The organism is Pseudomonas sp. UBA4194 (assembly GCF_002379585.1).
Classification (GTDB): domain Bacteria; phylum Pseudomonadota; class Gammaproteobacteria; order Pseudomonadales; family Pseudomonadaceae; genus Aquipseudomonas.
The window spans coordinates 48,773-72,131 of record NZ_DFUE01000068.1 but is presented as its reverse complement, the minus strand read 5'-3'; the positions used below and the strand labels follow the sequence as shown (position 1 = coordinate 72,131).

General features: G+C 59.4%; 21 protein-coding genes and 1 pseudogene. 8 read left to right on the top strand and 14 right to left on the bottom strand.

Annotation, left to right across the window (positions count from 1 at the left end):
* Positions 1-4 precede the first annotated feature (4 nt).
* A complete protein-coding gene (locus B3397_RS16625; protein WP_296252086.1) occupies positions 5-793 on the bottom strand; it encodes a PhzF family phenazine biosynthesis protein in 789 nt (262 codons plus the stop codon).
* An 80-nt stretch (positions 794-873) separates the two neighbouring features.
* Positions 874-1,344, bottom strand: coding sequence for a Cys-tRNA(Pro) deacylase (gene ybaK / locus B3397_RS16620; RefSeq protein WP_296252085.1), 471 nt, complete (start codon positions 1,342-1,344; stop codon positions 874-876).
* Positions 1,345-1,636: 292 nt separating this feature from the next.
* Here ybaK and B3397_RS16615 point away from each other — a divergent pair, with 292 nt between their 5' ends.
* The 4 genes from B3397_RS16615 (at position 1,637) to glpD (ending at position 6,800) form a co-directional block, all read left to right on the top strand.
* Positions 1,637-2,479, top strand: a complete 843-nt coding sequence (locus tag B3397_RS16615; protein WP_296252083.1) for an MIP/aquaporin family protein — start codon at positions 1,637-1,639, stop codon at positions 2,477-2,479.
* Between the two features lie 54 nt (positions 2,480-2,533).
* Complete coding sequence (gene glpK, locus B3397_RS16610; RefSeq protein WP_296252081.1) at positions 2,534-4,039, top strand: glycerol kinase GlpK; 1,506 nt, start codon at positions 2,534-2,536, stop codon at positions 4,037-4,039.
* A 167-nt stretch (positions 4,040-4,206) separates the two neighbouring features.
* Positions 4,207-4,962 (top strand): DeoR/GlpR family transcriptional regulator, encoded by a 756-nt coding sequence (locus B3397_RS16605; RefSeq protein WP_296252080.1) that lies wholly within the window; start codon positions 4,207-4,209, stop codon positions 4,960-4,962.
* Between the two features lie 299 nt (positions 4,963-5,261).
* On the top strand, positions 5,262-6,800 hold the full coding sequence (gene glpD, locus B3397_RS16600) for a glycerol-3-phosphate dehydrogenase (protein ID WP_296252078.1): 1,539 nt from the start codon (positions 5,262-5,264) through the stop codon (positions 6,798-6,800).
* Between the two features lie 71 nt (positions 6,801-6,871).
* Here the strand turns inward: glpD and B3397_RS16595 are convergent, their stop codons facing one another.
* The 4 genes from B3397_RS16595 to B3397_RS16580 all read right to left on the bottom strand — a co-directional run bounded on the left by B3397_RS16595 (position 6,872) and on the right by B3397_RS16580 (position 10,196).
* Positions 6,872-7,000 carry a PA1414 family protein gene (locus tag B3397_RS16595; protein ID WP_296252075.1) on the bottom strand — a complete coding sequence of 43 codons (129 nt, stop codon included), beginning with the start codon at positions 6,998-7,000 and terminating at the stop codon, positions 6,872-6,874.
* A gap of 144 nt (positions 7,001-7,144) precedes the next feature.
* Positions 7,145-8,074, bottom strand: coding sequence for a DMT family transporter (locus B3397_RS16590; protein ID WP_296252072.1), 930 nt, complete (start codon positions 8,072-8,074; stop codon positions 7,145-7,147).
* 154 nt (positions 8,075-8,228) lie between these two features.
* Positions 8,229-8,633, bottom strand: a complete 405-nt coding sequence (locus B3397_RS16585; protein WP_296252070.1) for a transcriptional regulator — start codon at positions 8,631-8,633, stop codon at positions 8,229-8,231.
* Positions 8,634-8,849: 216 nt separating this feature from the next.
* Positions 8,850-10,196: a DEAD/DEAH box helicase gene (locus B3397_RS16580; protein WP_296252067.1), complete on the bottom strand. Its 1,347-nt coding sequence runs from the start codon at positions 10,194-10,196 to the stop codon at positions 8,850-8,852.
* A 183-nt stretch (positions 10,197-10,379) separates the two neighbouring features.
* Here B3397_RS16580 and B3397_RS16575 point away from each other — a divergent pair, with 183 nt between their 5' ends.
* Complete coding sequence (locus B3397_RS16575) at positions 10,380-11,654, top strand: mechanosensitive ion channel family protein (protein WP_296252065.1); 1,275 nt, start codon at positions 10,380-10,382, stop codon at positions 11,652-11,654.
* A gap of 727 nt (positions 11,655-12,381) precedes the next feature.
* On the opposite strand, the gene B3397_RS16570 is transcribed toward B3397_RS16575, so the two are convergent.
* Positions 12,382-13,260, bottom strand: a complete 879-nt coding sequence (locus B3397_RS16570; RefSeq protein WP_296252063.1) for an alpha/beta fold hydrolase — start codon at positions 13,258-13,260, stop codon at positions 12,382-12,384.
* 92 nt (positions 13,261-13,352) lie between these two features.
* Complete coding sequence (locus B3397_RS16565; protein ID WP_296252061.1) at positions 13,353-14,135, bottom strand: SDR family NAD(P)-dependent oxidoreductase; 783 nt, start codon at positions 14,133-14,135, stop codon at positions 13,353-13,355.
* A 161-nt stretch (positions 14,136-14,296) separates the two neighbouring features.
* Here B3397_RS16565 and B3397_RS16560 point away from each other — a divergent pair, with 161 nt between their 5' ends.
* Entirely contained in the window at positions 14,297-15,040 is a 744-nt protein-coding gene (locus B3397_RS16560; RefSeq protein WP_296252059.1) for an SDR family oxidoreductase, read from the top strand.
* Positions 15,041-15,097: 57 nt separating this feature from the next.
* Here B3397_RS16560 and B3397_RS16555 read toward each other — a convergent pair whose 3' ends face one another.
* From B3397_RS16555 to B3397_RS16545, 3 genes and pseudogenes are all read right to left on the bottom strand, one after another.
* Positions 15,098-15,916 (bottom strand): SDR family NAD(P)-dependent oxidoreductase, encoded by an 819-nt coding sequence (locus B3397_RS16555; RefSeq protein ID WP_296252057.1) that lies wholly within the window; start codon positions 15,914-15,916, stop codon positions 15,098-15,100.
* A 22-nt stretch (positions 15,917-15,938) separates the two neighbouring features.
* Positions 15,939-16,661, bottom strand: a complete 723-nt coding sequence (locus B3397_RS16550; RefSeq protein WP_296252056.1) for a haloacid dehalogenase type II — start codon at positions 16,659-16,661, stop codon at positions 15,939-15,941.
* Positions 16,662-16,766: 105 nt separating this feature from the next.
* A pseudogene (locus B3397_RS16545) lies at positions 16,767-16,922 on the bottom strand (NAD(P)-dependent oxidoreductase); the annotation flags it as partial.
* 256 nt (positions 16,923-17,178) lie between these two features.
* Here B3397_RS16545 and B3397_RS16540 point away from each other — a divergent pair.
* Entirely contained in the window at positions 17,179-18,174 is a 996-nt protein-coding gene (locus B3397_RS16540) for an aldo/keto reductase (protein WP_296252053.1), read from the top strand.
* Positions 18,175-18,339: 165 nt separating this feature from the next.
* Here the strand turns inward: B3397_RS16540 and B3397_RS16535 are convergent, their stop codons facing one another.
* Positions 18,340-19,500 (bottom strand): MFS transporter, encoded by a 1,161-nt coding sequence (locus tag B3397_RS16535; protein WP_296252108.1) that lies wholly within the window; start codon positions 19,498-19,500, stop codon positions 18,340-18,342.
* 187 nt (positions 19,501-19,687) lie between these two features.
* Entirely contained in the window at positions 19,688-20,548 is an 861-nt protein-coding gene (locus B3397_RS16530) for an SDR family NAD(P)-dependent oxidoreductase (RefSeq protein ID WP_296252051.1), read from the bottom strand.
* A 158-nt stretch (positions 20,549-20,706) separates the two neighbouring features.
* On the opposite strand from B3397_RS16530, the gene B3397_RS16525 reads away from it, so the two are divergent.
* Positions 20,707-21,627, top strand: coding sequence for a LysR family transcriptional regulator (locus B3397_RS16525; RefSeq protein WP_296252049.1), 921 nt, complete (start codon positions 20,707-20,709; stop codon positions 21,625-21,627).
* 458 nt (positions 21,628-22,085) lie between these two features.
* Here B3397_RS16525 and B3397_RS16520 read toward each other — a convergent pair whose 3' ends face one another.
* Positions 22,086-23,279 carry a sugar transporter gene (locus B3397_RS16520; protein WP_296252047.1) on the bottom strand — a complete coding sequence of 398 codons (1,194 nt, stop codon included), beginning with the start codon at positions 23,277-23,279 and terminating at the stop codon, positions 22,086-22,088.
* Positions 23,280-23,359: the final 80 nt, after the last annotated feature.

Here is a 23,359-nt window from a genome sequence, read left to right as displayed (position 1 = left end):
AAACTCAAGCCCCCACCACCAACCGCCCACTGGCCACCAACGTTGCATACCCACCAATCTTCACCCGCTCCCCCTCCATCCGGCAGAACAGCTCCCCGCCCCGCGGGGAACACTGATATGCCGTCAGGCTGGCCTTTACCAGCCGCTGCGACCAGTAAGGAATCAGGCTGCAATGGGTCGAGCCAGTCACCGGGTCCTCATCAATCCCAATGGCCGGCGCGAAATAGCGCGAGACGAAATCCTGATGCTCACCTCGCGCCGTCACGATCACCCCCGGCCAGGGCAGTCGGGCCAGCGCGGCCATATCGGGTTTGCAGGCACGCACCGCACGCTCGGACTCCAGCAACACGAACAGCGACGCCGCACCCATGATGTCCACCGCCTCGCAGCCCAGGGCCCGTTCTACATCCAGCGTCAGACCCAACTGCTCCTGGGGCATCATGGCCGGGAAATCCAGCCACAGCCGCTCCCCTTCCCGAGTCACCGTCAGCGTTCCGGACTTGCTGGCAAAGGCCAGCGTCTCAGCCGTCTCGCCATACACCTGGAACAACACGAACGCGCTGGCCAGCGTGGCATGCCCGCACAGCGGCACTTCAGTCTTGGGGGTGAACCAGCGGATGTGCCAACCCTGGGCTTCATGCACCATGAACGCGGTTTCGGCCAGGTTGTGTTCGCCGGCGATTTTCTGCATCAGCTCGTCGCTGAGCCAAGTGTCCAGCCGATAGACGATGGCCGGATTGCCAGCGAACGGCTGCTGGGTAAACGCGTCAACCTGGTAGAAGTCCAATTGCATGGCAATCCTCGGATGGTGTGCGGCGCAGGTGGGTGATCAATTTTCGACTGTAGGCACGGGAAAATAATTTCTTCGGATTCTCAGGCGCGACCGATATCGGCGAAGCTGCCTTGGGTGTACTGCGCCAGCACCTGCGGTGCCAACTCCACCTCCAGGCCGCGGCGGCCGGCGCTGACGAAGATCGTTGCCAGCGGCTCGGCCGATTGGTCGATGAAGGTGCGCAAACGCTTTTTCTGCCCCAGCGGGCTGATACCGCCCAACAGATACCCCGTGGCCCTTTGCGCCGCCTGCGGATCGGCCATTTCGCATTTCTTGACGCCCGCAGCGTGGGCCAAGGCCTTGAGGTCCAAGGTGCCGGCCACCGGTACCACCGCCACCACCAGCTCATGTTTCTCACTGGCCGCCAGCAGGGTCTTGAACACCTGGGCGGCGGCAAGCCCGAGCTTTTCGGCAGCCTCCAGACCGTAGGAGGCGGCTTTCGGATCATGTTCGTAACTGTGCACCCGATGTTCGGCTCGGTTTTTTTTCAGCAGGTCCAAGGCGGGGGTCATCCAGACTCTCCAGGCGATCGGGATCAGAAACATATTAGGGCATACACCGGCGACGCCCGCTAGCCGGGCCTATCACCCCGCCTTTACTCCGCAACGGCCCATACAGAACCTGACCGTTCAGTTTCGACCTTTGACAGCAGCGTTTCTTGTCTATATTTTTTCGTTTGTGAAGATGTGCGTTTGGATGCAAGTGCGCATGCTGTACGCCGGACAGCGATGGGGATCGCCGGACGGTGCTCGTACCGAGCGCGGAAAATGCGCCAGACAAAAAAAACAATTGGGGTAACACACGATGACTGCACAGCAACAGCCGACTCTGTCGGGCCAGTGCACGGCCGAGTTTCTCGGCACTGCGCTGCTGATCTTCTTCGGCACCGGCTGCGTTGCCGCGCTCAAGGTCGGGGGCGCCAGCTTTGGGCAATGGGAAATCAGCATCATCTGGGGTATCGGCGTCAGCATGGCGATCTACCTCACCGCCGGCGTTTCCGGTGCCCACCTCAACCCTGCCGTGAGCATTGCCTTGTGCCTGTTCGGCGGCTTTGACAAGCGCAAGCTGCCCTTCTACATTCTGGCCCAGATCGCCGGCGCCTTCTGCTCGGCAGCCCTGGTATACACCCTCTACAGCAGCCTGTTTTTCGATTACGAACAAGCCCATCACCTGGTCCGTGGCAGCGCCGCCAGCCTGGAGCTGGCCTCGGTGTTCTCCACCTACCCTCACCCCTCGCTCTCCACTGGCCAGGCTTTCCTGGTCGAGATGGTGATCACCGCTATTCTGATGGGAGTGATCATGGCTCTGGGCGACGACCACAATGGCTTGCCGCGGGGTGCAATGGCGCCCTTGCTGGTGGGCCTGCTGATTGCGGTCATCGGCAGTTCCATGGGGCCGTTGACCGGCTTCGCCATGAGCCCGGCCCGCGACCTGGGGCCCAAGTTGATGACCTTTTTCGCTGGCTGGGGTGAAATAGCCCTCACCGGAGGACGCGCGATCCCCTACTTCATCGTTCCCGTGGTAGCGCCCATCGTCGGTGCCTGCCTGGGCGCCGGGGCCTACCGCCTGCTGATCGCTCGCCATTTACCCAGCCCGGCCACAGCGCCGGTCGATACGCCAGTGACGGGGAAAGCCCAGGCCAACTGAGCCGGGCACCGACCTTTTCCCCGACCCTTTTCAAACTTGTGCAAGGCCATCGACATGACTGATATCGACAACAAGAACTACATCATTGCCCTGGACCAAGGCACGACCAGCTCCCGGGCGATCATCTTCGACCGCGACGCCAACGTGGTCGGCACCTCCCAGCGCGAGTTCGCCCAGCACTACCCGCAGGCAGGCTGGGTCGAACACGACCCGATGGAAATCTTCGCCACCCAGAGCGCGACCATGGTCGAGGCCTTGGCACAGGCCGGCCTGAGCCATGCCCAGGTGGCCGCCATCGGCATCACCAACCAACGCGAAACCACAGTGGTCTGGGACAAGAACAGCGGGCGTCCCATCTACAATGCCGTGGTCTGGCAGTGCCGACGCAGCACCGAGATCTGCCAGCAGCTCAAGCGCGACGGCATGGAAGACTACATCAAGGAAACCACCGGGCTGGTCATCGACCCGTACTTCTCGGGCACCAAGCTCAAATGGATTCTGGACAATGTGGAAGGCAGCCGCGAACGTGCGCGCAACGGTGAACTGCTGTTCGGCACGGTGGATAGCTGGCTGATCTGGAAATTCACCGGCGGCAAGGTGCACGTCACCGATTACACCAATGCTTCGCGGACCATGCTGTTCAACATCCACAGCCTGGAATGGGACGCGAAGATGCTGGAAACCCTGGACATCCCGCGCGAGATGCTCCCGCAAGTGAAATCTTCCTCGGAGATCTACGGCCACACCAAGAGCGGCATCGCCATCGCCGGGATCGCCGGCGACCAGCAATCGGCGCTGTTCGGACAGATGTGCGTGGAGCCGGGCCAGGCGAAGAATACCTATGGCACCGGTTGCTTCCTGCTGATGAACACCGGCAAGAAAGCGGTGGCATCCAAGCACGGCATGCTGACGACCATCGGCTGCGGCCCTCGTGGTGAAGTGGCCTACGCCCTGGAAGGGGCGGTGTTCAATGGCGGCTCTACCGTGCAGTGGCTGCGCGACGAACTGAAGATCGTCAACGACGCCTACGACACCGAATATTTCGCCAGCAAGGTCAAGGACACCAACGGCGTCTACCTGGTACCGGCGTTTACCGGCCTGGGCGCACCCTATTGGGACCCCTATGCCCGTGGCGCACTGTTCGGCCTGACCCGAGGCGTGCGCGTGGACCACATCATTCGCGCCGCGCTGGAGTCGATTGCCTACCAGACCCGCGACGTGCTCGACGCCATGCAGCAGGATTCCGGTGAACGCCTCAGCGCCCTGCGCGTCGACGGCGGCGCGGTGGCCAACAACTTCCTGATGCAGTTCCAGGCCGATATCCTCGGCACCTCGGTAGAGCGCCCGCAGATGCGTGAAACCACCGCGCTCGGCGCTGCCTACCTCGCCGGTCTGGCATGCGGCTTCTGGAGCAGCCTGGATGAGCTGCGTGGCAAGGCGGTGATCGAACGCACCTTCGAGCCACAGCTCGACGAAGCCGCAAAGGAAAAACTCTACGCCGGCTGGCAGAAAGCCGTAGAGCGCACCCGCGACTGGGAACCCCACGAGGAAACCAACTGATCGCGCTCCACCAACCGTAGCAGCGGCGTAAGCCGCGTCCGACCCCACCGCGCAACGTCCGAAACCGCGCGCTGCCATGGACGCGCCCTACGCCGCTGCCACAGGTGGCGTCTGGTTGTTTCCTGCGGCATGATGCAGACCTTTGCACGGCAGCCCAAGGAAGCCCAATGAATCTGCCTCCACGCCAACAACAAATCCTCGAACTGGTGCGTGAACGCGGTTACGTCAGCATCGAGGAGATGGCCCAGCTCTTCGTCGTTACCCCGCAGACGATCCGCCGCGATATCAACCAACTGGCCGAGGACAACCTGCTGCGGCGCTATCACGGCGGCGCGGCCTACGACTCGAGCATCGAGAACACCGCCTACGCGATGCGTGCCGACCAGATGCGCGACGAGAAACAGCGCATCGCCGAAGCCATCGCCGCACAGATCCCCGACCATGCCTCGCTGTTCATCAATATCGGCACCACCACCGAATCGATTGCACGCGCCTTGCTCAACCATAACCACTTGAAGATCATCACCAACAACCTTCATGTGGCCTCGATTCTCAGCGGCAAGGATGACTTCGAGGTGCAACTGGCCGGCGGCAATGTACGCCGCGACGGCGGCGTGGTCGGCCAGGCCAGCGTGGACTTCATCAATCAGTTCAAGGTGGATTTCGCCTTGGTGGGCATCAGTGGCATCGACGAGGACGGCAGCCTGCTGGATTTCGACTATCAGGAAGTCCGGGTGAGCCAGGCGATCATTGCCAATGCCCGCCAGGTCATTCTGGCGGCGGACTCGAGCAAGTTCGGCCGAAACGCCATGGTGCGCCTGGGGTCCATCAGCCTGATCGATTGTCTGGTGACGGATCAGCCGCCGGTACCGGCGCTGGTGCAATTGCTGGGTCAACACAAGATCCGGTTGGAGGTGGTTTGATTCTTGGCTGAGGATCTAGACAGAGGGAGCTAAATACCCACCGCATCTATCCTCAACGCCACCGTCCGGCCCCCTCTCCCTCAGGGAGAGGGCTGGGGTGAAGGGACCAGCCCCCACAAACCTGACCCCATGCCCACCAATGTTCACTTTTGTTCCTTTCCCCCCCACCAATCAGTATTTTCAATCAAAGCCAACTGGCCCCCTCCCAACTCTTGCGCTACTATGTTCGAAACTGAACATCAATGTTCGAATTACAATCCGTCATCCGAACACTCGATTACAAAAGCAGGAGGCCCGCCATGCCCCATTCGACCATGCCCACTCCACCCCTCGCCGAAACCTACGACATTGCCGTGATCGGTGGTGGCATCAACGGCGTCGGCATCGCGGCCGACGCCGCTGGCCGGGGCCTGTCGGTGTTCCTGTGCGAAAAGGACGACCTGGCCAGCCACACCTCCTCGGCCAGCAGCAAATTGATACATGGCGGCCTGCGTTATCTGGAACACCACGAGTTTCGTCTGGTACGCGAGGCCCTGGCCGAGCGTGAAGTGCTCCTGGCCAAAGCGCCCCATATCGTCAAACCCATGCGCTTCGTGCTGCCCCACCGTCCACACCTGCGGCCTGCCTGGATGATTCGCGCCGGGCTGTTCCTCTACGACCACCTCGGCAAGCGGGAAAAATTGCCAGGCTCGCGCAGTTTGCGCTTCGGCCCCGAGAGCGCCCTGAAGCCGGAGATCACCCGCGGTTTCGAATACTCCGACTGCTGGGTAGACGACGCGCGTCTGGTGGTACTCAACGCCATGGCCGCCCGTGAACAGGGTGCCCACATTCACACCCGTACCCGCTGCGTGAACGCACGGCGGGTCAAGGGCCTGTGGCACGTGCATCTGGAGCGCGAAGACGGCACCCTGTTCTCCATTCACGCCAAGGCTTTGGTCAACGCCGCCGGCCCATGGGTCGCCAAGTTCATCCGTGACGACCTGAAACTCGAATCGCCGTATGGCATTCGTTTGATCCAGGGCAGCCACCTGATCGTGCCGCGCCTGTATGAAGGCGAGCAGGCGCATATCCTGCAGAACGAAGACCAGCGGATCGTTTTCACCATCCCTTACCTGGACCGTTTCACCATCCTGGGCACGACCGACCGCGAATACACCGGCGACCCGGCGAAGGTCGAGATTACCGACGGTGAAACCGACTACATCCTCAAGGTGGTCAACGCACACTTCAAGAAACAGGTCAGCCGTGCCGACATCGTGCGGACCTATTCCGGTGTGCGACCGCTGTGCAACGACGAGTCCGACAACCCCTCTGCCGTGACGCGCGACTACACCCTGTCACTGAGTGGCAGCCGTGAGGAAGGTCCGATGCTGTCGGTGTTCGGCGGCAAGCTGACCACCTATCGCAAACTGGCGGAATCGGCGATGGCGCAACTGCTGCCGTTCTTCACCCAGATGCGCGGCAGCTGGACAGCAACGGCCACGCTGCCGGGCGGCGAAGACATGAGCACACCCCAGGCCCTGGCTCAGGCCCTGCAGGCCAAGGCGCCATGGCTGCCAGCCGGCGTCGCGCAGCGTTGGGCGGTCAGCTACGGTAGCCGCAGCTGGGCGCTTATCGAAGGTGCCGATGGCTTGCAGGATCTGGGCGAGGACATCGGCGCTGGATTGTACGCCCGCGAGGTCGATTACCTGTGCGCTGAGGAATGGGCCACTCGCAGCGACGACATTCTATGGCGCCGCAGCAAACTGGGCTTGTTCATCGACGAGCCAGGCGTCCAGCGGCTTGAGCATTATTTGGCGAAATCCGCACAGGCACGCGGCAAGGTGCAGGCGGCGTAGCGAGTCAATAGCGTCACATACGACAAAACGCCCCGCTCAGGGGCGTTTTCATGTGCGCCACGCCATTTGATTCAGCGGCGTGGGCGCTGCCGGCGACGATTTTCTTCGTCGGTAGGGATAGGCACCGGCTGCATGGGCGGCGGGACGAGCCCGAGCGCTACAGCGAGGTCATGGAGCCAGTTGTGCAGATTACCGTTCATATTGCCCCCTTCAGGGAAAACCTGAACGACGGGTCATATTCCGTCGCTTCTGTCAGATCATAGCCCTTACTTGTGTAGGATGCATGCACCGACATGTGTCGAAAGATCGCAGTATTGATTCTGATCACATGCCGAGGCAGGAATTCACTGCCCTAGCCATATTCTCAAGCGACGTCGCACCCATTGCTCGGCGCTGACCAGGGTGATGCCCATCAGCACCAGCACCGCCCCGCCGATGAAGTTCAGGCTCAGAGGCTCGCCCAGCAGCACCACGCCAAACGTCACGCCGAACAACGGCGTCATGAACGAGAACACCGCCAGGTTGGAAGCCAGGTACCGGCGCAGCAGCCAGAACCAGGTCAGGTAGCTGGCGAATGACACCACCAGCCCCTGAAACAGCACGCTGGCCAGCGAAACCGGGGTCCAGCTGACGTGGCTGATCTGGCCACTGAACAAGGCAATGAGCAGCAAGCCTGCGAAGGCCACGATCAACTGGTAGAACAGCGTCAGGGTGGCAGGGGCTTCAGACAGCCGCGACGCCCGCACCACAACCGTGGTTGCCCCCCAGCAGATTCCGGCGGCCAGACCCATGGCATCGCCCAGCAGGGTGCGATAGTCCATATGCTCGAGCGAGATGCCACCGGCAAAAGCCACCGCAATCCCCCCGAATGCCAGGCCGATCCCCGCCCATTGCAAGGGGCGCAGGCGCTCGCTAGGCAGCAACCATTGCAGCCCCAGGGCGGTGAATACCGGCGCGGTATACAGGAACACCGACATATGTGCAGCCGAGGTGAGCTTCAGGCCCTCGGCGATGAACAGGAACTCCAGGCCGAACAATGACCCGGCCAACAGGCCGGCGCGCCACGTCTGAGCGGTGTGCTGCCAGCCCCCACGCCAGCACAGCAGCAACGCCACCAACGCTGCCGACAGGCCGGAGCGCATGGCCGCCTGCATCACCGGGGCGATATCGGCGGCCGCCCATTTGATGGTGACCTGCTGGACGCCCCAGATCACGCACAAGCCCAGCATGACCTTCAGTGCAAAGGCATCGGTTTGACGGCGCTCGGCACTCATGGCCGGCCCCCGCGAACGTACAACGGCATGGCAGCAATCTCGACGGCAATAAAAGCAAAAGCCCCGGAACCAGTCCGGGGCAAATCGTTATGCCGGGAATTCTAGCAATATCGAGATCGCGGCGTCTGGTTCCCTCACCGCAAACCAACGCGCATCACACACACCCATGGGCGATCTGCGGCTTCGCTGCCAACTCATCGAACGTCGCCGGGTCCAGCGCATCCTGCTGATCATTGAGCACCTTGATCGGATGATCATTCCCCGGAATGCCGCTGTCGAGCAGGCTCAGCAGGCTCGAACCCCGTAACGTCAGACGAAAGTTCTCTCCCGTCCCGCCCTCGTCCTGGGGACGCGGCTCAATGAAACCGCGGTCCAGCAGCAGCTTTTCATAATCACAGGCCAAGGCCTTCAGCTTGTCCAGATCGCCCGGAGCCTCGCCTTGGGCAGATTTGGCCGCAGCATGATCTTCGGCATAAGGACGCGGGGTGAAATTGTGGTCGGCACCGTTCTGCACTTCATGCAGCAGGCGCTCGATCAGTTCCCAGTTGTACGTGGTCATGGCAGGTCAACCTCCAGCACTTGAGTGGCAGGGCTTGCCTAGGGTGTGACCGGTGGTGCGGGAGGGAGTTGCAGAGGGGCGGATCCGGGACCGGAATTGGCAGTTCCGACGCCTTCTGTCTCCGATCGAGTGATGATCCCTGATCCCAGGAACCCCACTCAACCGGTGGCAGCGGGCGCTGCCCGGGAAAGGGCCAGCCCCGCTGGCGCGAGATTATTATTCGCTAGCCGCCGCCGGCTTGCGCCGCTTCAACGGCGCCAAGCCGTCCTGGCTCACCAGGGCCGGCGTCTCGGCCTTTGGGCGGTTCACGCTCTTGCGCTTGGTTGGCCCCTTGGCGACGGCTTTCTTGTCGCCCTTCTTATCCTTATCGGTCTTTTTCTTTTTCACGCCCACGGCCTTGCCGGAAGCCTTGACCTTCTTCGGTCCACCGTAGGTGCCTTTGACTTCCTTGATCACGCGGCGCTCGAAGCTCTGCTTCAGGTAGCGTTCGATACTGGACATCAGGTTCCAGTCACCGTGACAGATCAGCGAAATCGCCAGCCCTTCGTTACCGGCACGGCCTGTCCGACCGATACGGTGGACATAGTCGTCGCCACTGCGCGGCATGTCGAAGTTGACCACCAGATCCAGGCCGTCAACGTCCAGGCCCCGGGCCGCCACATCGGTAGCCACCAGGATCTTCACGCCGCCCTGCTTCAGGCGATCGATGGCCAGCTTGCGGTCCTTCTGGTCCTTGTCGCCATGCAGCACGAACGCTTTGTATTCCTGCGCCACCAGACGACCGTAGATACGGTCGGCCATGGCCCGGGTATTGGTGAAGATGATCGCCTTCTGATAGGTCTCGTTGGCCAGCAACCAGTTCAGAATCTGCTCTTTGTGCACGTTGTGGTCGGCAGTGACGATCTGCTGGCGAGTGCCCTCGGCCAACTGGCTGACGTTGTTGATCAGCAGATGCTCCGGGTCCTTGAGGACCTTGCTCATCATCTCGCGCAAGCCGGCACCGCCGGTTGTGGCCGAGAACAGCAGGGTCTGTTCGCGCTGGGCGCACTCATCGCTCAGGCGAGTGACGTCCTCGGAGAAGCCCATGTCGAGCATGCGGTCGGCTTCGTCGAGGACCATCACATCAACGTGCTTGAGGTCCAGGTTACCGGCGTTCAGGTGCTCGAGCAGACGTCCCGGAGTACCGATCAGAATATCGGGCACCTTGCGCAGCATGGCGGCCTGGACCTTGAAGTCCTCGCCGCCGGTGATCAGGCCGGCCTTGATGAAGGTGAACTGGGAAAACCGTTCCACTTCCTTCAAGGTCTGCTGGGCCAACTCGCGGGTCGGCAGCAGGATCAGCACGCGGATGTCGACGCGGACCTTGGCCGGGCCGATCAGGCGATTGAGGATCGGCAGTACGAATGCAGCGGTCTTGCCGCTGCCCGTCTGGGCAGTCACCCGCAGGTCACGCCCCTGCAACGCCAGCGGAATGGCCGCTAACTGCACCGGAGTCGGCTCGACAAATTTCAGCTCGGCCACGGCTTTGAGCAGGCGTTCATGCAGGGCGAATTGGGAAAACACGGGTGTTACCTCGACGGAGTACATAAATTCGACTGCATAGGGTACCGGTTTGCGGGGCATTAGCCGAATTTCTTTACCTGCCGACGATAAAAATTGCGTGCAGATCTTACAAAGCATGGCAACTGTCACACCCGATCGGCTTTAATCCCCGCCCCTTTTCAACTCGGGCACTCAGCGTTACCCATGAATATCGAATACTTCTGGCAACAGACCCTGGCCTTTCTCGGTGGTCTGGACGATCACCCCATGCTCCAGGCTGGCGCCTCACTGCTGGCGTTGCTGGCGATTGCCCTGATCCTTGGCCGCGTGGCGCGCTTTCTGGTGCTGCATGCCGTCAAGCTGCTCAGCCGGCAGCCCGCGCTGCACTGGCTCAGTGACTTCCTGCACAACAAGGTCTTCCATCGCCTGGCGCAGATGACGCCTTCGCTGGTGGTGCAATTCAGCCTGGGATTGATTCCGGTGCTGAGCGACAGCAGCAAGCACGTCATCGGCAACATTGCCCTGGCCTTCACCATCCTGTTCCAGGTGCTGGCCCTGGGCGCCCTGCTCAATGCCTTGCTGGACATCTACGCCCGCACCGAACACGCCCGCACCCGCTCCATCAAGGGTTACGTGCAATTGACGAAGATGATCCTCTATATCTTCGGCGCCATCATCATCGTTGCCACCCTGATCGACCGTTCGCCGCTGTTGCTGCTCTCCGGCCTGGGCGCCATGTCGGCGGTGATTCTATTGGTGTACAAGGACACCCTGCTGTCGTTCGTGGCCAGCGTGCAGCTGACCAGCAACGACATGCTGCGCGTCGGCGACTGGATCGAAATGCCGCAAGTGGGCGCCGATGGCGATGTGGTGGATATCACCCTGCATACGGTCAAGGTGCAGAACTTCGACAAGACCATCGTCTCCATCCCCACCTGGCGCCTGATGAGCGAGTCGTTCAAGAACTGGCGCGGCATGCAGCAGTCCGGTGGCCGGCGCATAAAGCGCAGCCTGCACATCGACGCCAGTGGTGTTCGGTTTCTCGATGAACAGGAGCAGCTGCGTTTGACCCAGGTGCGCCTGCTGACTGGTTACGTGAGCAGCAAGCAAGCGGAGTTGAAAGCCTGGAACGCCGCCCAGGGCGAAGTCGCCGAACTCTCGGCCAACCAACGGCGCATGACCAACCTCGGCACCTTCCGCGCCTACGCCCTGGCCTACCTCAAGGCCCACCCCGACATTCAGCCGGACATGACCTGCATGGTCCGCCAGATGGAAGCCACCGCCGAAGGCGTACCGCTGGAAATCTACTGTTTCACCCGCACTACCGCCTGGGCCGAGTACGAGCGGATTCAAGGCGATATCTTCGATTACCTGCTCGCCGTGCTGCCAGAGTTCGGCCTAAGCCTCTATCAAAAACCCAGCGGCACCGACCTGCGCGCCATGCTCCCCACCAACCCTCAGAACGCAGCGCCCCTGTAGCACCGGCGTAAGCCGGGTCACAAGCGCCGCAATCCTTCCAGATGTCCCCGCCGCGCCCGGACGCGGCTTACGCCGCTGCTACATCGCCCCGACGCACCTGTATCACCGGCGCAAGCCAGGTCAAAAACCCCGCCAACCCTCAGAACGCAGCGCCCCTGTATCACCGGCGCAAGCCGGGTCAAAAACCCCACGAACCCTCAGGATGCCCTCGCCGCGCCAGAACGCAGCGCCCCTGTAGCACCGGCGTAAGCCGGGTCACAAACCCCGCAATCCTTCCAGATGACCGCGTCGCGGCCGGACGCGGCTCACGCCGCTGCTACATCGCCCAAACGCACCTGTATCACCGGCGCAAGCCAGGTCAAAAACCCCGCCAACCCTCAGAACGCAGCGCCCCTGTATCACCGGCGCAAGCCGGGTCAAAAACCCCGCCAACCCTCAGGACGCAGCGCCCCTGTGTCACCGGCGTAAGCCGGGTCACAAACCCCGCCAACCCTCAGGACGCAGCGCCCCTGTAGCACCGGCGTAAGCCGGGTCACAAACCCCGCAATCCTTCCAGATGACCGCGTCGCGGCCGGACGCGGCTTACGCCGCTGCTACATGCCCGCGCGCATCCGCGAGCGGGGTCTGCCCGCGATGGCCGCACGCTGGTTTTAGCAACACTCCAGAACAGACCTGGTAACACCGTTGCCGGAGAAAAGCCAACGCAGTGCCTGGGATCAATTAATCGCTACATTGCATCAAAGTCGACCAACGCCTGCGCGACTGCCAAGGGATTTTCCTCGGCGAGCCAGTGGCCTGCCTTATCGATGATGGCAAAGCTGACCTTATCCGCCACCTCCTCCATCATCGGTTTCATGATGGCGCCGAACGCACTCGACTGGCCTGCCAAAGCCAGTACCGGGATTTGAATCTTCCCGTGCGCGGCTAATTGAGCACGATTGAATTCAGCGTCGGCGGCAAAGGATCGGTACAGCTCGAACCCCGCTCTCATTCCGCCAGGCCCGCTGAAACTCGCGATGTAGCTTGCTTTGGTTCCCCCATCGATGGCTCCTGCATCGTAGGCAAGGTCGTGCCAAAAGCGCTCGAGGTAATAAGCCTCCTTTCCGGCTGTAAGCGCCTCGGGAATATCCGGTGCCTGGTGAAAGTGGAAGTGCCAAACGCGTCGGTCATCCAGACTCACCTGATCAAACGCCGCAGTGCCAGGCAGTGGCGCGTCAAAGACAGCGAGCCCTCTGGTGGACTCAGGGTATTTGCGAGCGAAGGCGTAGGCGATCATCAGCCCAATGTCATGCCCGACGATGAGCGCAGGCTCCAAAACGCCGGCATCCCGCAGTACGACCGAGCAATCCTGTGCCATCGTACTTTTGTCATAGCCGTGCAGAGGCCGACTGGATCCGCCCGCTCCACGGACGTCAGGCGCGATGACCCTGTAACCCTGCTCAACCAGTGGGCCTACTATCCTTCGCCAGGCAATCGCGGTTTCTGGATAACCATGGATGAGCAGGACAGGTTTGTGACCGCTGCCAGCGACGCCGTAGCGAATTCTCACGCCGCCGCCTACATCCACTGACCGCCAGCTCATTTCGATATGTTCTGATTCGTTCATCAGGGGTGCTCCTCAAGCTTCTGCGAGGACAGATACCTAGCGAAGGCGTGGCCTACTCCAGAAGTGCCACGCCTTCGCAGCGCACGGATCGTTTATTTCAGACGGGCATTTTTCGCGTGTCGATGCGCTTTCACGACTTCCGGCGTTGTCCGGTTGTCGATGGCCTGTTGCTTGGTTTCTTCATCGCCACCCACGACATGATCGACATCGTTCATCAGCGCTTCGAAACCCTGACGCGCGACCTCAGTTTTGTCGTTTTTCTTCGCTTCGCCGATTGCGCTATTCCCCATGCCAGCGTTCTTGTGGAACTCACTGTCAGTAGCTCCAGGAAGCAAAGCGGTTACGGTAACGCCAGTTTCGCGGAGCTCTTCGCGTAGGGACTCGGCAAAAGAAAAGCCGAAGGCCTTCGACGGGCCGTAGACCGTTTCGTAGGGCGTTGGCTGGGTCGCGGAAATTGAGGACGTGATCAGAATACGACCCTTTCCATTCGCCACCATATGCTGGGCAACCCGCTTGGCCATGTGTACGGTGCCAGTGATGTTGATGGCGATCAGTTTGAAGTCATCTTCAAGCTTGTTATCAATGAACGCGCCGCCTTGGCCGATGCCGACGTTCAATGCTGCGGCTTCGAGCGGACGATTCAGCGATACGACAAAATCCCAGAGGCCTTGGACGCCTTCATATGTGGCAGCGTCTGCCTGGTGAGCAAAACATTGAGCACCTAACTTTTTGATCTCTTCGGCGGATTTCTCGACTTTGTCACTCGAACCAGAGATGACCAAATCGAAACCGTTCTGGGCGAAGTGCTTCGCCAGTTCAAAACCGATTCCTGAAGAACCTCCAGTCACTAGGGCGAGTGGGCGTGTAGCAGTCATGGGTTACTCCTCAAGTTTAAGTAGATGTCACTCACCATCGGAAACCTCCCGACCCTGAATGATCCATGAGCCCTACTCAACGAAGCGTTGCCCTGAATACAAGGTCATCGCCTTTCGGTGCAGGTCAGACGCTGTGACCTTAACCAAGAGAGAAACAGCAGATGTCTAATTTGGAAAACACTGTAACCATCATTACCGGCGCCTCTTCAGGTATCGGTGCCGCCACGGCGCTGCAACTTGCAGGGAAAGGCAGCAAAATAGTTCTGGCCGCTCGGAACGAAGAAAAACTTCAAAAGCTCGTGTCACAAATCAAGGACACCGGCGGGAAAGCGGCTTATCACCTGACCGACGTTTCCGAACGTTCCAGCCTGGAGGATCTTGTCCAATTCGCAATATCCAAATATGGAAAGGTAGATAGCCTAGTGAACAACGCAGGTCTGATGCTGTTTTCTGACTGGAAGGATGTTGCAGTCGATGACTGGGATAAAATGATCGACACCAATATCCGTGGATATCTGCACGCCATCGCGGCAGTGCTGCCAGGCATGATTGCTCAAGGCCATGGCAAGATCCTCAACATGTCCTCCGTAGCCGGGCTTCATGTCGGTGGTTCAAGCGGTGTCTACAGCGCGACGAAATTTTTCATCAGAGGCATCACCGAAAGCCTGCGCAAGGAAGTAGGTGTTGAGCATGGCATCCAGGTATCGATGATCAGCCCTGGTGTGATCAATACCGGCTGGGCGGAAAAGGTTAATAACAGCGAAGGCAAAAAAGCAGCTCAGGAACTTAACAAGATCGCCATTACCCCTGAGCAGGTTGCCGACGCCGTGGCCTACGCCCTAGACCAGCCCAACAACCTTACGATCAACGACATCGTCATTCACCCGACCAAACAGGACTGGTAAAGCAAAGCCGGCGGCCAATCAAATTGGCCGCCGGATCGTTGTGCAGATGATATTGAGTCAGCCGTCCTTATCCTCTAATCCTGAGCCCGGCTTGGCGCCTTTGGCATGTAAATCCGCAGTCATCGTGTCAGGTAGAAACTTGTTCACGACATTGCCGATGAACTTGCTGTCAGGCTTACCGGCGACGACTCGATCCTTTCCTGCCTTCATGGCTTCATAGCCCTCCTCCGCCACTTTGGTAGGCGCAGCTTTTGGGCCCAGCCCAAGCTTGCTTGTATCCATCCCGGCTCGATGCCAGAAGTTTGTATCTACCTCCCCAGGTAGCAACAGCGTCAGGCTGACACCGCTGTCCTTGATCTCTGATTTGACGGCCTCAACAAAGGAGATCAAAAACGCTTTCGTCGCGCCATACACCGCCTCGTAAGGCGTAGGCATGGTTCCAGAAATTGATGCGGTGTAAAGCAAACGTCCCTGGCCACGCGCGACCATGTCCGGGAGGAGCAATTTGGTGAGGTGCACTTGGGAGGCTGTGTTCAGCTGAATCAGCTTCATTTCATCTTCAATTGAGGTGCCCCCAAGGAAAAAACCACCTAGCCCCAACCCTGCGTTTAACGCTGCTGCGTCCAGTGGGCGTGCAGCTGAGCGTACTGCCTCTACAACTCGCTCGACTCCTTCAGACCCAGTCAGATCCGCCTTGACGATGGTCACATTGGCGCCGGTGGCACGAACGGCATCAGCAGTACGCTCCAGGCCATCGTTTTCGCCGGTTGCCGTAATGATGAGGTCATAGCCGTCAGCCGCGAATAGACGCGCGAGTTCATAGCCAATGCCGCTGGATGCCCCGGTAACCAGGGCAAGCGGGCGTAAGTCAGTCATGGTAATGCTCCAAAAAATAGATTCAGCAGTCGAGGGCGTCGGCTGCTTCAGTGAGGGAGTCGACGATCACATCCCAGTCTTGCTCAGCGACCAAGTCGGACGTCTGGCCAGGCCCATGCTCGGACGGGCGACGAATGAAAACGGACTTGAGCCCGTTGGCGCGCGCTGCAGCCAAGTCAGAATTGTGAGCGGCAACCATGGCGACCGCCTCGGGCGCCAAGCCGACCGCTTTTGCAGACTTCAAGTAGGTCTGCGGCTGGGGCTTGTATGATCCAGCGACTTCAGCACCTACGATCACGTCCCATGGCAGCCCACCAAATTTGGCGAGATTGAGCATCCCGGCAATATGCCCGTTGGACAGAGGGCCAATAGAGAATCTGCGCTTCAGACGCGTGAGACCGGCGACCGAGTCAGGCCATGGATCTAACCGTTCCCACGCTTTGTTCAGCTCAATCAGTTCGGCATCAGTGATCTGCGCGAAATCTGCGTTGTGGCTGGAAAGTACCGTCTCTAGATTCTCCCGATTCAACACATCCAGGGTTACAAAGGGACGCTCACCAGATCGCACACGTTGCATCGACGGTTGGTACAGCCCACGCCATTGATCTGCGAACTCGAGGGGGTCTACATTCAATCCGTGTCGGTTTAGAAAAGGAGCAGCCGCTCGCGCGACGCCGCTTCGCCAATCGACAACAGTGCCAAATACGTCGAACCCCAGAAAACCTACCTCTTGTAGCTTCGTCATCTCATCGCTCCCAACGTATGCGTCGTGATTTCCAGTCTTATTGAAAGAACATTGCCCCAATGAATGGAGCAATGAGCGCTATCCGCTGGTGACTACCCGCTGCAGAAGGGATGGGTCGTTCAAACAAAACTGGCGGGCCATTTCCTCGCCTAGCACCTTAGTCAGGGAGTAGACGTTGTAACCACGCATCGGGTAGGCCTCGTCCACCTGTACATAAGGAGCATCCGTTTTGTCATACGGCACACCGGTGCCTACTTCGTTGCCGTGACCACCCGTTACTGCTACCCGTTTAATTGATGCAGACATTTCTTCCTCCGGAGCTAATTGGCGATTAACTTCGCCTTACCCCTGTACTGACTCCCATGTCATGCGAACAACCCTTCGATTTCAATCAACGCGTGATTGAAATCAGTTCAACATTGGTTAAGGACATGGAGCCTGTGATTGCGGTAGCGTAGAGGGAGTGCCATTCGGCTAGGTCGGGTGACAAACCAATCAACGCTCTAATGGAGGATCTATGAAGTACGTGAAACTTGGGAGTACAGGCTTGGACGTTTCGAGACTGTGCCTTGGATGCATGACCTTCGGCGAGCCTGATGCTGGCACACATCCATGGACATTAGGCGAGGGGGAAAGCCGGCCCATCATCCAGCACGCAATCGAGCAAGGGATCAACTTCTTCGACACGGCGAATAGCTACTCCGCTGGAACGTCGGAAATCATCGTCGGCAAGCTGCTCAAGGAGTTCACGCGTCGAGAAGAAACCGTGATCGCCACGAAGGTATTTTTCCCCGCGAACATGTGGGAAGGCTCAACAAAGCCGAACGAGAAAGGTCTTTCTCGTAAGGCAATCATGGCCAGCATTGATGCGAGCTTGACCCGATTGGGCACCGATTACATCGACCTGTATCAGATCCACCGCTGGGACTACGACACCCCTATCGAAGAAACGATGGAAGCCCTGCATGACATCGTTAAGGCAGGTAAAGCCAGATACATCGGCGCATCCTCCATGTACGCGTGGCAGTTCGCTAAGGCTCAGCAGGTTGCCGCGGCAAACGGATGGAGCAAGTTCGTATCCATGCAGAACTACCTGAACCTGGTGTATCGAGAGGAGGAACGAGAAATGATCCCGCTCTGTCTCGATCAGGGTGTTGGGTTGATGCCATGGAGCCCAATGGCACGTGGCAGGTTGACCAGGCCCCATGGCCAACAAACCGAGCGCACCAAAACTGATGTTAGCGGCCAGTCGTTTTACCAAGCCACGGAAGTTGAAGACGGTCGAGTGATTGACGTCGTTGAGCAGGTTGCCAATGAGCGAGGCGTACCTATGGCGCAAATTGCGTTGGCCTGGGTGCTGGCCAAGCGCGGAGTTTCAGCCCCCATCGTTGGCGCCTCCAAGGCACCTCAACTAGACGACGCGATTGCAGCGCTGGAACTGTTGCTAACTGACGATGAAATCAAACGCCTCGAAGCCCCATACGTGCCTCATGCGGTGACAGGCTTTTCCTGACCTACATAGAACGATACCGGCAGTATTAAGCTCTGCCGGTATCAATCTACCCGTATACGAGATCGCTTAGGTAAATGCGCTTGGGTCAGGGCCCAGACGCTTTCCACTGTCCAGGGCGGCGATTACGGCTATCGGAGCTCGACGGGTATTGTCTCGCTCTCGTGATTACGACGTGGCGAGTCTGGTCGACATGGAGCGCTTTTCAACACCGAGGGAGATAGCGAAAAATATAATGCCGAGAACCGCCAGACCTGCGCCAACCCAACCCGTCGATGCCCAGCCAAGTCCACCAGCAATAGCAAGTCCGCCAAGCGATGCACCGACAGCGTTGGATATGTTGCAAGCACTGTGATTTAGGGCCGCTGCTAGGGTTTGAGCTTCACCAGCAACATTCATCAGGCGCACCTGAAGTGCAGGTACCAGTGCGAAGCCGCAGCCAATCAGAAACAGTACGGCCAATGTGCCAACACCAGACGAAGCAAAGAGTGAGAAAGCGGCAAGGAACACCGCATTCCAAATCATGATGTAGAAGATTGCAGGCACCAGAGCGCGGTCTGCTAACCACCCGCCTATCAGGTTGCCAACGATCATCCCGATCCCCCAGAGCGCCAGAACCATAGGTACCTGACCGGATGAGAAACCTGTCACCTCGGTAAGCGTCGGGGTGATGTAGCTGTACACCGAAAACATCCCGCCGAAGCCAATTGAGGCGGTGGCTAGCGTCAGCCAAAGCTGAGGTTTTTTAAGTCCACCGAGTTCAGATTTCGGACTCGCAGACTCATCGCGGGGGATGGTCGGGATGAATATCCAAAACAGAATGATGGCGATGGCTCCACCCGCTGCGAGCGCCGCAAACGCGCCCCGCCATCCGAAGAGCTGGCCGATCCACGTGGCAGCCGGTACACCGACAACATTGGCCGCTGCCAACCCCGCCATGACATAGCCGGCAGCTTGGGCTTTTCGGTTTTCAGCCACCATGGTGGCGGCCACCAGGCAGGCGACACCGTAGTAAGCGCCATGCGGCAGACCCGCCAGGAAACGTGCACCCAGCAAAGTCGCGTGATTCCAGGCGACGGCACTTGCTCCGTATCCAACAGCAAACAACGCAAGCAAAGCAATCAATAGCGCCTTGCGGGGCCAGCGTGCGGCGAGGATCGCAATGAGCGGCGCACCGACCACGACACCCAGTGCGTAGGCCGTGATGTAACTGCCCGCAACCGGTATGGAGACGTCCGTGCTCGACGCCAAACCTGGAAGCAGACTCATGGAGGCAAACTCACCGGTTCCGATAAATAGACCGCCCAGGCCAAGCATGGTGATCGCCATACCTGTGCCGTGCGGGACGTCAATGGCCGGCTGGGTTTGCGCGGAACTTGTATCAACACTGGTGTGACTCGTCATCAACGATGCCTCCGACGAAGCGGTACCGAGGGCACGCTTTAGAAATTGAAAAGGAATGGCACCTACCTAAATGAGGTGCCAAGAATGTACTTATTGAGCCGGCGTCCCCAGCTTACTTTTCGGCGATATCCGCGATGTAATGAGCGAACTTGTTCGCGTAGTCTTTGTGCCAGCGAGAGAGTGCAGGACGGTTCTGAATCATGTCGTCTGCCGCCCACTGCATGCGGCGCTGATCCAGCTCCCAGCTGGTTTCGTTGTCTTCACAGAAAATATAAAAGTCGCCCGCTTCCATTTGCGCGACCAGACGATCCGCAACTTGATCTGCAGTCCAGGGGCTGTCTGGCTTCTGAGAGTCGCGGGTTATTCCTGGGAAATTCATCGGGGTAAACGTGTAGCCTGGTATCAATAGGTGCGCCGAAATTCGATCCCCTGCTTTTTCCCGAAGCTCATGAGCCAATTGCTCGGTAAGGACTTTGATTGCAGCTTTAGACAATGAATAGGCAGCGTTGCCTGGGCGCGTGGTGATACCTTCCTTTGAACCCAGGTTCACGATTGCTGCGGCGCCGCCTTGGGAGAACATCGTCTCCACGAACAGTTGCTGAAGCTTCAGTACGCTCCAGAAGTTGATTTCCATAAGCGTTCGCCACTTGGAAATACCCTCCCAGGGGCCAGCGCCCTTTGTAATCGCCGCGTTGTTCACCAGTAGTGAAACTTCACCGAATTCACATGCGTTTTCGTAAAGCTCGTGAAGATCGTTTTCCGACGTGACGTCGCCCTCAATCGCCAGCAGCTTCACGGCAGGAGACTCGTTGAGTAATTTCTTGACGGCTTCGTCCAGTGCAGTCGCATCGCGATCAAAAAGAACGACGTTCATACCCTCGCTGGCAACGCGGCGCGCAATGGCGTAACCAATACCAACAGCTGCCCCAGTAATGACCGCGACGGCGCCTTTACGAATGGCTGGATGATTCATGGGGATGTCTTCCTGGCTGAACACGCGTGTGAAAAATAACGCCAACGTGCAGTTGACGTAGCAATCGTTGAGTGGAATTAATAGTACATGAGATAAATCACGCTATTGATTAGCGAGATTGGACTCTCCATTGAATTGAACTCAACCATGGATGCGTCATGCCTGTACTGCCTACCACGCGGCTTTCTCGAGCAGACCTGGCCGATCTGAACTCTTTTCTCGCGGTCGAGAGGATGCGAAGCTTTACCCATGCGGCTGTGGAACTGGGTATCACGACCTCTGCATTGAGTCATGCCATCCGTAACCTGGAGAGCCGGCTCGGGGTTCGGCTACTGAATCGGACGAGCAGAACGGTGTCCCCCACCGACGCTGGAGCAGCCCTCGCCAAGCGACTGGCCGTGGGCTTTTCCGAGATAAGTGGCGCTCTGACGGCGCTGGATCGACACAGAGATAGACCTTCCGGCAGACTCCGTCTCAACGTGCTGGCCGATGGCGCAAGGTTACTGTTCACCAAGTTTCTCCCTCCATTTCTGGAGGCCTACCCTGAGGTCTCTGTAGAGGTCGCTGTCGACGACAAGATGGTCGATATCGTGGCGGCAGGCTTCGATGCCGGTATCCGTTTCGGCAACACCATTCCTGAGGACTATATTGCCGTTCGACTCAGCGAAGATCTGCGCTGGGTCGCGGTGGCTTCCCCTCGATACCTCAACGCGAATGCTCGCATCCTGATTCCCGAGGACTTGAAGAACCATAACTGCATTCAGATTCGAACAGGAAACGGCGTCATCTACCGCTGGGATTTTGAAAAGGACGGCGACCACCAAGCCATTGATGTCCCGGGCCAGCTGTGTGTGAACGAGACTGCCTTCGGGGTTGAGATGGCTCTGGCAGATCGAGGAATCACCTACTGCCTGGAAGAACGCGTTAGCAGTCACCTGGCTCGCGGGGAGCTACAGATTGTGCTTCCGGATTGGGCCCCCATCGAACCGGCGTTTTATATGTACTACCCCGGACGACGGCAGATGCCACCTGGTCTTCGAGAGTTGGTGGATATGTTTCGAGCAGGATTACACTCGTGATCCAGAGGTGCGCACACTTGCGCAGCGCTTATTGAAATGAAGATAGAAGTTCTCCGACTGGCTCAGTAGCACCGGCGTAAGCCGGGTCCCAAGCGCCGCAATACCTCCAGATGACCGCGCCGCGGCCGGACGCGGCTTACGCCGCTGCTACATCGCCCGAACGCACCCGTATCACCGATGCAAACCGGGTCAAAAACCCCGCCAACCCTCAGAACGCAGCGCCCCTGTAGCACCGGCGTAAGCCGGGTCCCAAGCACCGCAATCCTTCCAGATGCCCCTGTCGCGCCCGGACGCGGCTTACGCCGCTGCTACATCGCCCGAACGCACCCGTATCACCGATGCAAACCGGGTCAAAAACCCCGCCAACCCTCAGAACGCAGCGCCCCTGTAGCACCGGCGTAAGCCGGGTCTCAAACACCGCAATCCTTCCAGACGACCCGGTCGCCACCGGACGCGGCTTACGCCGCTGCTACGGGGCGGGTTGCGTTTGTTACGCGGCGGGTGGTGAGGCAGCACAGCAGCAGGCCGGCCGCGGCCATCAGGCCGCCGACAATGCCGATGTCGGACACGCCCAGGTTGGTGATCACGACGCTGCCCAGCAGCGCGCCACCGCCAATCCCGATGTTGTAGATACCCGAATGCAGCGACATCGCCACGTCGGTGGCGTCGGGCGCCAGCTCCAGCACCTTGGCCTGCATCGCCAGGCTGAAGCACATGATCGAGATTCCCCAGATCACACTCAGCGCGCCCAGGTATGAGGCATAGCGTGCCAGCGGCAACAGCAGCATCAGGCACAAGCCCAGCACGGCAATCGAGGCGATCAGGAAGCCGCGCGGGTAGCGACCGCTGTAGCGACTGAACACCACCGAGCCGATCACACCAGCACCACCGAACAGCAGCAGCAAGGTGGTGGTCATCTCCCCGCTCATACGAGCCGCTGCGGCCACAAAGGGCTCGATGTAGCTGTAAGCGGTGTACTGGGCCGTGATCACCAACGCAGTCATCACGTACAGCGACACCAGCGCCGGGCGCTTGAGCAGCATTGGCAAACTACGCAGCGAGCCCGAGTTCTGGCTCGGCAGCAAAGGCAGGCTGCGGGCCAGCCACAGCACGGTCAACGTAGCGACGCCGCCGATGCCCATGAAGGTAGTGCGCCAGCCCAATGCCTCGCCGACGACCCGACCCAATGGCACCCCCAGCACCATCGCCAGGCACGTACCGGTGGCCAGCAGGCCCAACGCCTGAGTTTGTTTCCCTGCAGGCGCCAGACGCACCGCCAGTGAGGCTGTAATCGACCAGAACAGCGCATGGGCAAAGGCAATACCGATGCGACTCACCAGCAGCACGCTGTAGCTCCACGCCACGCTCGACAACACATGGCTGACGATGAACAGCACGAACACCCCGATCAGCAATTTGCGTCGCTCGATGTTGCGCGTGATCAGCATCATCGGCAGCGACATCAACGACACCACCCAGGCATAGACCGTCAGCATCAGGCCCACCTGGGAAGTGGGCATGGAAAAGCTGGCGCCAATCGAACTCAGCAGCCCGACGGGGGCGAATTCGGTGGTGTTGAAGATGAAGGCGGCCAGCGCCAAGGCGATGACGCTCAACCAGCTGCCTGCAGAGGTGTTCACGGGTGTGTTCATTGGATGGCTTCAGGTGCTCTCGGTAGTTGGGGAAGCCGACCCGCCCCACAAAAAAACCACGCACGAATGCCCCGCCAATG

Excerpts from the sequence above, each read along its gene's own strand:
- B3397_RS16520 (WP_296252047.1), bottom strand. The coding sequence starts at position 23,279 with ATGAACACACCCGTGAACACCTCTGCAGGCAGCTGGTTGAGCGTCATC.
- B3397_RS16590 (WP_296252072.1), bottom strand. The coding sequence starts at position 8,074 with ATGAGTGCCGAGCGCCGTCAAACCGATGCCTTTGCACTGAAGGTCATG.
- glpD (WP_296252078.1), top strand. The coding sequence starts at position 5,262 with ATGCCCCATTCGACCATGCCCACTCCACCCCTCGCCGAAACCTACGAC.
- B3397_RS16625 (WP_296252086.1), bottom strand. The coding sequence starts at position 793 with ATGCAATTGGACTTCTACCAGGTTGACGCGTTTACCCAGCAGCCGTTC.
- B3397_RS16560 (WP_296252059.1), top strand. The coding sequence starts at position 14,297 with ATGTCTAATTTGGAAAACACTGTAACCATCATTACCGGCGCCTCTTCA.
- B3397_RS16540 (WP_296252053.1), top strand. The coding sequence starts at position 17,179 with ATGAAGTACGTGAAACTTGGGAGTACAGGCTTGGACGTTTCGAGACTG.
- B3397_RS16565 (WP_296252061.1), bottom strand. The coding sequence starts at position 14,135 with ATGACTGCTACACGCCCACTCGCCCTAGTGACTGGAGGTTCTTCAGGA.
- B3397_RS16585 (WP_296252070.1), bottom strand. The coding sequence starts at position 8,633 with ATGACCACGTACAACTGGGAACTGATCGAGCGCCTGCTGCATGAAGTG.
- glpK (WP_296252081.1), top strand. The coding sequence starts at position 2,534 with ATGACTGATATCGACAACAAGAACTACATCATTGCCCTGGACCAAGGC.
- B3397_RS16530 (WP_296252051.1), bottom strand. The coding sequence starts at position 20,548 with ATGAATCATCCAGCCATTCGTAAAGGCGCCGTCGCGGTCATTACTGGG.
- B3397_RS16550 (WP_296252056.1), bottom strand. The coding sequence starts at position 16,661 with ATGACGAAGCTACAAGAGGTAGGTTTTCTGGGGTTCGACGTATTTGGC.
- B3397_RS16605 (WP_296252080.1), top strand. The coding sequence starts at position 4,207 with ATGAATCTGCCTCCACGCCAACAACAAATCCTCGAACTGGTGCGTGAA.
- B3397_RS16535 (WP_296252108.1), bottom strand. The coding sequence starts at position 19,500 with ATGGCGATCACCATGCTTGGCCTGGGCGGTCTATTTATCGGAACCGGT.
- B3397_RS16525 (WP_296252049.1), top strand. The coding sequence starts at position 20,707 with ATGCCTGTACTGCCTACCACGCGGCTTTCTCGAGCAGACCTGGCCGAT.
- B3397_RS16570 (WP_296252063.1), bottom strand. The coding sequence starts at position 13,260 with ATGAACGAATCAGAACATATCGAAATGAGCTGGCGGTCAGTGGATGTA.
- B3397_RS16555 (WP_296252057.1), bottom strand. The coding sequence starts at position 15,916 with ATGACTGACTTACGCCCGCTTGCCCTGGTTACCGGGGCATCCAGCGGC.
- B3397_RS16575 (WP_296252065.1), top strand. The coding sequence starts at position 10,380 with ATGAATATCGAATACTTCTGGCAACAGACCCTGGCCTTTCTCGGTGGT.
- B3397_RS16615 (WP_296252083.1), top strand. The coding sequence starts at position 1,637 with ATGACTGCACAGCAACAGCCGACTCTGTCGGGCCAGTGCACGGCCGAG.
- B3397_RS16595 (WP_296252075.1), bottom strand. The coding sequence starts at position 7,000 with ATGAACGGTAATCTGCACAACTGGCTCCATGACCTCGCTGTAGCGCTC.
- ybaK (WP_296252085.1), bottom strand. The coding sequence starts at position 1,344 with ATGACCCCCGCCTTGGACCTGCTGAAAAAAAACCGAGCCGAACATCGG.